The 6,307-nt window shown below is 70.3% G+C and carries 5 protein-coding genes; 2 read left to right on the top strand and 3 right to left on the bottom strand.

Translation table 11 applies throughout. The features are described from left to right. Positions 1 to 332: 332 nt before the first annotated feature. On the bottom strand, positions 333 to 2,189 hold the full coding sequence (locus tag ACGFNI_RS24185; RefSeq protein WP_393686719.1) for a S9 family peptidase: 1,857 nt from the start codon (positions 2,187 to 2,189) through the stop codon (positions 333 to 335). Between the two features lie 201 nt (positions 2,190 to 2,390). Between ACGFNI_RS24185 and ACGFNI_RS24180 the strand changes: the two genes are divergently transcribed. Together ACGFNI_RS24180 and ACGFNI_RS24175 are read left to right on the top strand one after the other, a co-directional pair. After that, positions 2,391 to 3,224, top strand: coding sequence for a class I SAM-dependent methyltransferase (locus tag ACGFNI_RS24180; RefSeq protein ID WP_393686708.1), 834 nt, complete (start codon positions 2,391 to 2,393; stop codon positions 3,222 to 3,224). Positions 3,225 to 3,511: 287 nt separating this feature from the next. After that, positions 3,512 to 4,456: a hypothetical protein gene (locus ACGFNI_RS24175; RefSeq protein WP_393686707.1), complete on the top strand. Its 945-nt coding sequence runs from the start codon at positions 3,512 to 3,514 to the stop codon at positions 4,454 to 4,456. Positions 4,457 to 4,519: 63 nt separating this feature from the next. Here the strand turns inward: ACGFNI_RS24175 and ACGFNI_RS24170 are convergent, their stop codons facing one another. Beyond that, positions 4,520 to 5,326 (bottom strand): alpha/beta fold hydrolase, encoded by an 807-nt coding sequence (locus tag ACGFNI_RS24170; protein WP_393686706.1) that lies wholly within the window; start codon positions 5,324 to 5,326, stop codon positions 4,520 to 4,522. Positions 5,327 to 5,479: 153 nt separating this feature from the next. Continuing rightward, the gene (locus tag ACGFNI_RS24165; protein ID WP_393686705.1) at positions 5,480 to 6,145 is read right to left on the bottom strand and encodes an O-methyltransferase; all 666 of its coding nucleotides are present in this window, start codon (positions 6,143 to 6,145) and stop codon (positions 5,480 to 5,482) included. Positions 6,146 to 6,307 lie beyond the last annotated feature (162 nt).

Here is a 6,307-nt window from a genome sequence, read left to right as displayed (position 1 = left end):
GGATGCGGGTGCGGACGCGGACGCGGACGCGGGTGCGGATGAGGGGGCGGGGGTTGGGGTGAGGTAGGGGGCGGTACGGGGTGGGGGCGGGGGGGGGGGGGGGGGGGGGGGGGGGGGGGGGGGGGGGGGGGGGGGGGGGGGGGGGGGGGGGGGGGGGGGGGGCTTGGGGGGGGGGGGGGGGGGGGGGTGGGGGGGGGGGGCCGGGGGGGGGGGGGGGGGGGGGGGGGGGGGGGGGGGGGGGGGGGGGGGGGGGGGGGGGGTCGGGGGGGGGGGCCCCTCCCTCCCCCTCCCCCCGCCCCACCCCCTCAGCTGATCACCAGCGGCTCGCCGCCTCAGACCTTCAGATACCGCAGCGCGAAGTCGAGCTCCAGGCGGACCTGCTTGATGCGCTCCTCCACGACGAGGGAGCCGTGCCCGGCGTCGTAGCGGTACACCTCGTGCGGGTGGCTGCGCTGTTCCAGCCGCTCGACGTAGTTCTCCACCTGCCGAATCGGGCACCTCGGGTCGTTGACACCGGCGGAGATGTAGACCGGCGCCCGTACCGCGTCCACGTACGTCAGCGGCGACGACGCCTCGAAACGCTCCGGCACCTCTTCCGGAGTGCCGCCCAGCAGCGTCCGGTCCATCGCCTTGAGCGCTTCCATCTCGTCGTTGTACGCCGTCACGTAGTCCGCCACCGGCACCGCGGCCAGGCCCAGTGCCCATGCCTCGGGCTGTGCGCCGAGACCCAGCAGCGTCAGGTAACCGCCCCACGAACCGCCGGCCAGCACCAGCCGCTCCGGGTCTGCCAGGCCCGAGGCCACGGCCCACTCGCGCACCGCGGCGATGTCCTCCAGCTCGATCAGGCCGATGCGATGCTTGAGCGCGTCCGTCCAGGCACGGCCGTAGCCCGTCGAGCCGCGGTAGTTGACCCGGACGACCGCGAATCCGTGGTCCACCCAGGCCGCCGGTGACGAGGCGAACGCATCGCTGTCATGCCAGGTCGGGCCACCGTGGATGTCGAACACCGTCGGGAAAGGACCCTCGCCGGCCGGCCGCTGCACCAGCGCGTGGATACGGCCGCCGGGGCCCTCCACCCAGGTGTCCGTCACCGGCACCGACTCGGGTGCCTTCATCCCGGGCGGATCGAGCACGACCTTCCCGCTCGTCGAGCGGACCTCCGGCGGCTGAGCCGCCGACGACCACAGGAACTCCACGGCCCCGTCCGGCCTGGCCGTCGCGCCGGACACCGTTCCCGTCGGCGTCTCGACCCGCGTCAACGGCCCCTCAGCGCCTTCTTCGCCCGCACCGGACGCGGCAGCGGCACCGGATACGGCAGCGACACCGGATGCGGGTGCCTTCCCGGCCACACCGGAAGCGGTCAGGCCGTATCGCCACAGCTCACTGCGCGCCTGGTACTCGTGCTCGATCAGCAGCGCCGAACCGTCCGGGTACCAGTCGGCCCCGACATCACCGGGCAGATCGATCGCCAGAGCGGTTTCCACCCCGGTCAGCGGATCCCAGATCATCGGCTCCCAGCGGCCCCGCCGCTGATGCCCGACCAGCAGCCTGGCATCGCCGTCGACCGGCGCGAACCCCATCACCGACAGGCCAAGCTCCTCGGTGCCGCCCTTGGTGTCGTCCAGCTCGGCGACCGTCGAACCGTCCGGTCGCACGACACGGATCGCGGAGTGCATCGCATCGCCGTGCTCGGTGTGCTCGATCGCGATGAGCGAGCCGTCGTGCGAGAGGTCACCGACACCAGCCGATTCGTGGTGACGGTAGATCTCCAGCGGCGGCTCCCCGGGCCGGACCACGTGGACCGTCGAGCCCTCATCGTCGGTGGAGCGGCCGACCACCGCGGATCCGTCCCGCCCGATCGCCAGGCCCCCGGGGTACGAAGCTTCCAGCCCCGGTGTGGCCGGCTCGTCGGCGCCGCCGCCGAACGGCTGCCGCATCCAGACGCCGAATTCATCGCCGTCGGTGTCGGAGAACCACCAGATCCACTCGCCGTCCGGTGACAGCGTGCCGTCCGTCGTGCCGTTCGGCCGGTCGGTGGCCTGGCGCTGCGCACCGGTCGCCCGGTCCCATGCGTACAGCTCGAAGGTGCCCGTCGCGTTGGAGACGAACAGGGAACGGTCCGGAGCGTCCTCGGCCCAGTCCGGCAGCCCGACCCGCGGGGCACGGAACCGCTTCTCCCAGTCCGGCATGCCGGATCCGGTGACATCGGCGGTGTCGGATCCGGCAGGGGCGGAAACCGCACGGGTGCCGTGCGGCGCACGGGGATTCTGCGGGTCGGTCGGGTCGGTGGCGTGGTCGGCGCCTGTGGTCTCGTCAGTCATGGCCCCATTCTGCGCCCGGTCGCGATAATTCCGTTGGCGAGGGCGTTCGCCTGTGGATAACTTCTCGGCATGGGGATACAGACGGGTCCTGACGACTGGCGTGAGGCCAATCGCGCCATGTGGGACGAGCGCGTTCCCATCCACCGGGCGAGCGACTACTACGACCACGAGGGGTTCTGCCGCAGCCGGGACACCATGCGCGATTTCGAGGTGGCCGAGGTCGGCGACGTGACCGGCCGCACCCTCCTGCATCTCCAGTGCCACTTCGGCCAGGACACCCTCTCGTGGGCCCACCGCGGTGCTGCCCACGTCGTCGGCCTGGACTTCTCCGAGCCGGCCATCGAGACCGCCCGCGAGACCGCCGCCGAACTCGGATACGGTCCGGACCGCGCATCGTTCGTGGCCGCCGACGTCTACGACGCCGCCGAGGCTGTCCCGGACTCCTCCTACGACATCGTCTACACAGGGATCGGAGCCCTGAACTGGCTGCCGGATATCGTCCGATGGGCGGAAACGGCAGCCTCGCTCGTCGCCCCCGGAGGCTTCCTCTACCTCGCCGAATTCCACCCGCTGTGCGATGCCCTGGACGAAGAAACGGGGTCGCGCCTCACGTACGACTACTTCAGCCGCGACGCGTGGGTGGAGGAAACCCCCGGCACCTACACGGACTTCGACGCGCCCACGGTGAACAACCGCAGCGTCGAGTGGCAGCATCCGCTGGGCGACGTCGTCAGCGCGGTGGCCGCCGCCGGGCTGCGCATCGATTTCCTGCACGAACACGACATGACGATGTTCCAGCGCTTCGCGGCCCTCCAGCGCGGCGACGACGGCTTCTACCGTCCTCCCTCCGACCGCCCCCGTATGCCTCTCATGTACTCCCTGAAGGCCACCCGCCCTGCGTGACGCCTCCCACCCTGCCGCCGTCGGCCATGGCACGGCCGCACGGCTAATCTGACGCACTGTTCCGGCCAGTTGTCCGGATCGATGCAATGGGTGCCTCGGGTGCTTCGGCATTCCTCACCTGCCAAGGGGGTTACGTGCGGATACGGATACGGGCGCGGGTGTGTAGGCGGATGGCCGGGGTCGCCGGAGCGGGCATGCTTCTGCTGTGGGGTACGGCGTGTGCCGGCCCGCAGTCGGCCGGCGCACCATCGTCGAACCCCTCCGCAACGGCCACGGCGGCTCACGCATTGCCGATACACGTCACCGCCCACCAGGCGACCTGGACCGACTCCGGCGACCGCGTGCACCAGCTGCGCCTCACGCCCACCCGCCTGGCGCGCGGCGCCCCGTCCGACCTCGCACACGTCCGTCTGGACGACAGCCTCAAGGGGCTGATGCCGTACTACCTCACCGTCTCCTACACCAACACCGGCAAGAGCCCCATCAGCGCGGCGAATCCGGAGAGCAACTTCTCGGTCAACGGAGTGGACGGCCGTCCCGGTGAGCGGGTTTCGCTGATGTCCGCCCCGTTGGCGACGAGTTCAGGGCTCCCGGAGGCATGCAGGGAGAGCGGCTCGGCGAAGCTGGCGGTGGGTGAAACAGCTGAGGTGTGCCAGATCTTCATGCTGCCGAAGGAGGCTCAGCCGGCGACCGTCTCCTACCAGGACGATGCGGATGGCCCGCTCATCTGGAAGGTCGACGGCACGAACGCCTCCGGTGCCGGTGTGCTGCCCGCAGGCAGGCAGGCCGGATCCGTATGGGAGGACAGCGACGGCCGCCGGGTGACGATCGACGTCACACCGAAGAGCGTGCGTGCCGGGGTGGTAGCCGATCTGAGCCGCTTCGACCTGGACGCGGACGAGAAGAAGCTGGTCCCGTATTACGTCACCGTGGAGTACCGCAACACCGGTACCCACGACCTCTATCCGAGCATGCAGGACGGCGTGGTGCTCCGGAGCGCCGGTGGCCGGGACGCGAAGAGGATCACCCTGATCGACATCGGCGGGGGTGGCGTCAGCCGATGCCCCGGCGCCCTGCCGAACAAGATGGTCGCACCGGGGCGCGCGGTGACTCAGTGCTCCATTCACATGCTGCCCAAGGAGGATCACCCCGTCACGGTCGTCTTCCAGGGCCAGGGGGCAGACGCGCAGACCATCATCTGGCGTGCCGCCCTGGACAAGGAGAGGGGATAGGAAAAGGGGAGTTAGAGAAGGGAGCAGAGGGGAGGTGGGAGGTCAGCCCTCCGCCCCGATCCTTCAACTCCCGTCCTGCTGCGCCGTTTTGCGGAGGAAGGCCGCTATGAGCTGGAGCCACTCGTCGGGGCGTTCCGAGAAGGGCAGGTGGCCGGTGGCGAGTTCGGCCAGCTCGGCACCGGCGATGCCGGTGGCGACCGTGCGGTGCAGAGCGGGGCTCACCAGGAGGTCTTCCGTGGTGGAGATGACGAGCGTCGGAACGGAGACGCGAGCGAGGTCCGCGCGGACGTCGATGCGAGCGGTCAACTCCGCGTGTTCGGCCGTGCCCGGCGGAAGGGTCTGCGCTGCGGCATGCAGGACAGCTCCCAGATCGTTGGCGGGGACGGCCTCCAGCGCCGACGGGCTCAGCGTCGCCAGGATGAGGAAAGACGCCAACTGCGCGTGGTCCCCGGAGACATGGAGATCTCGCCAGAGGTTGGCGGAGAGGCGCAGCCGCGCATCCGGTTGCGCGAACGGCGCGGTCAGGAGGAGTGCCGTGACCCGCTCGGGGTGCCGGGTCGCGGCGCGAAGGGCGACGGCCGTGCCCACGGAGTAACCGGCCACCGCGAAGGAACCCAAGCCCTCGGCCACGCCGGCGGCGACGACCTGGTCGGCCAACTCGTCGAGAGAGAGCGGGGATGCGGAGCGAGGGGTGTCGCCCGTGCCGGGGTAGTCGACGCCGACGACAGTGTGCTCGGCGGCGAGACCGTTGAGGATCGGGCCGTAATTGGCCGCGATGCTTCCGCCGGCTCCATGGGCGAGCAGAAGCCCCGGGCCCGTGCCGCGAACGGTGCGGGCGAAGGTCGGTTCAGGCAGTGCGAGTTCAGGCATGAGACAGCCCCCGTGTTTGTGTAGCGAACACTATGAAATGACCGTAGCATATTTTTTATCGAGCGCTACATAATTCACTCGTCCGGGGTGGAGGGGAGGGGGTGAAGGGGGTCTGCCGCACCCTCCCCCTCCCCCTCCGTCGCCGCAGGCCGGCTAGCCCGCCACGCGAGCCAGGGAGAAGCCGTCGTACCCCTTGCTGCCCACGGTCTGCAGCGCGGTGGCGGTCAACTTCGGGTGGGTGGCGGTGAGTTCGAGGAAGCTGCGTACGCCCTGGATCGTCGGGTTGCTGCTGTCGGATTCGATGACCTCCCCTCCGCGTACGACGTTGTCGCCGACGATCAGGCTTCCGGGGCGGGTGAGCTGGAGGGCCCGCTCCAGGTAGTGCGGGTTGTTCGGCTTGTCGGCGTCGATGAAGACCAGGTCGAACGGCTCGGTGTCCTCGGCCACGAGCTGCGCCAGGGTGTCGAGTGCGGGACCGACGCGCACCTCGGCCTGCGGCAGCTCGGCGCGGGCCAGGTTGGCGCGCGCCACCGCTGCGTGCTCGGCGCTGGCCTCCAGGGTGAGCAGATACCCGTCATCGGGGAGGGCCCTGCCGAGCCAGATGGTGCTGTAGCCGCCGAGCGTGCCGATTTCGAGGATGCGCCGGGCGCCCTGGATCTCGGCGAGGAGCTGTAGCAGCTTCCCCTGGTTCGGGGCGACGGCGATCTGCGGGAGGCCGGCCGCGTCGCTCGCGCGGAGCGCGGCGTCCAGCACCTCGTCGTGCGGCGTGAGCAGGGTGGTGAAGTAGTTGTCGACGGCAGTCCACTGCTGCTGGGTCATGGGTTCCCTTCCGTCACCTATTTAGCTTCGCTAATGAAAATATCAGCGTCCGTGGGTCGTGTCAGTGGATTTGTGGAGAGTTGGGGCTGTCATCGCGTGGCCGCGACGCGGTCGGCGCCGCCGCGTGCCCTCGAAACTGCGGGCGGAGGGAAGCTGTGGTGA

It is taken from the genome of Streptomyces sp. NPDC048644, assembly GCF_043199105.1.
Lineage (GTDB): Bacteria > Actinomycetota > Actinomycetes > Streptomycetales > Streptomycetaceae > Streptomyces.
This window is presented reverse-complemented; position numbering and strand designations above follow the sequence as displayed.

What these genes read in the sequence shown, in the direction of transcription:
- ACGFNI_RS24185 (WP_393686719.1), bottom strand. Translation starts at nt 2,189, where the DNA reads ATGCCGGACTGGGAGAAGCGGTTCCGTGCCCCGCGGGTCGGGCTGCCG.
- ACGFNI_RS24180 (WP_393686708.1), top strand. Translation starts at nt 2,391, where the DNA reads ATGGGGATACAGACGGGTCCTGACGACTGGCGTGAGGCCAATCGCGCC.
- ACGFNI_RS24170 (WP_393686706.1), bottom strand. Translation starts at nt 5,326, where the DNA reads ATGCCTGAACTCGCACTGCCTGAACCGACCTTCGCCCGCACCGTTCGC.
- ACGFNI_RS24165 (WP_393686705.1), bottom strand. Translation starts at nt 6,145, where the DNA reads ATGACCCAGCAGCAGTGGACTGCCGTCGACAACTACTTCACCACCCTG.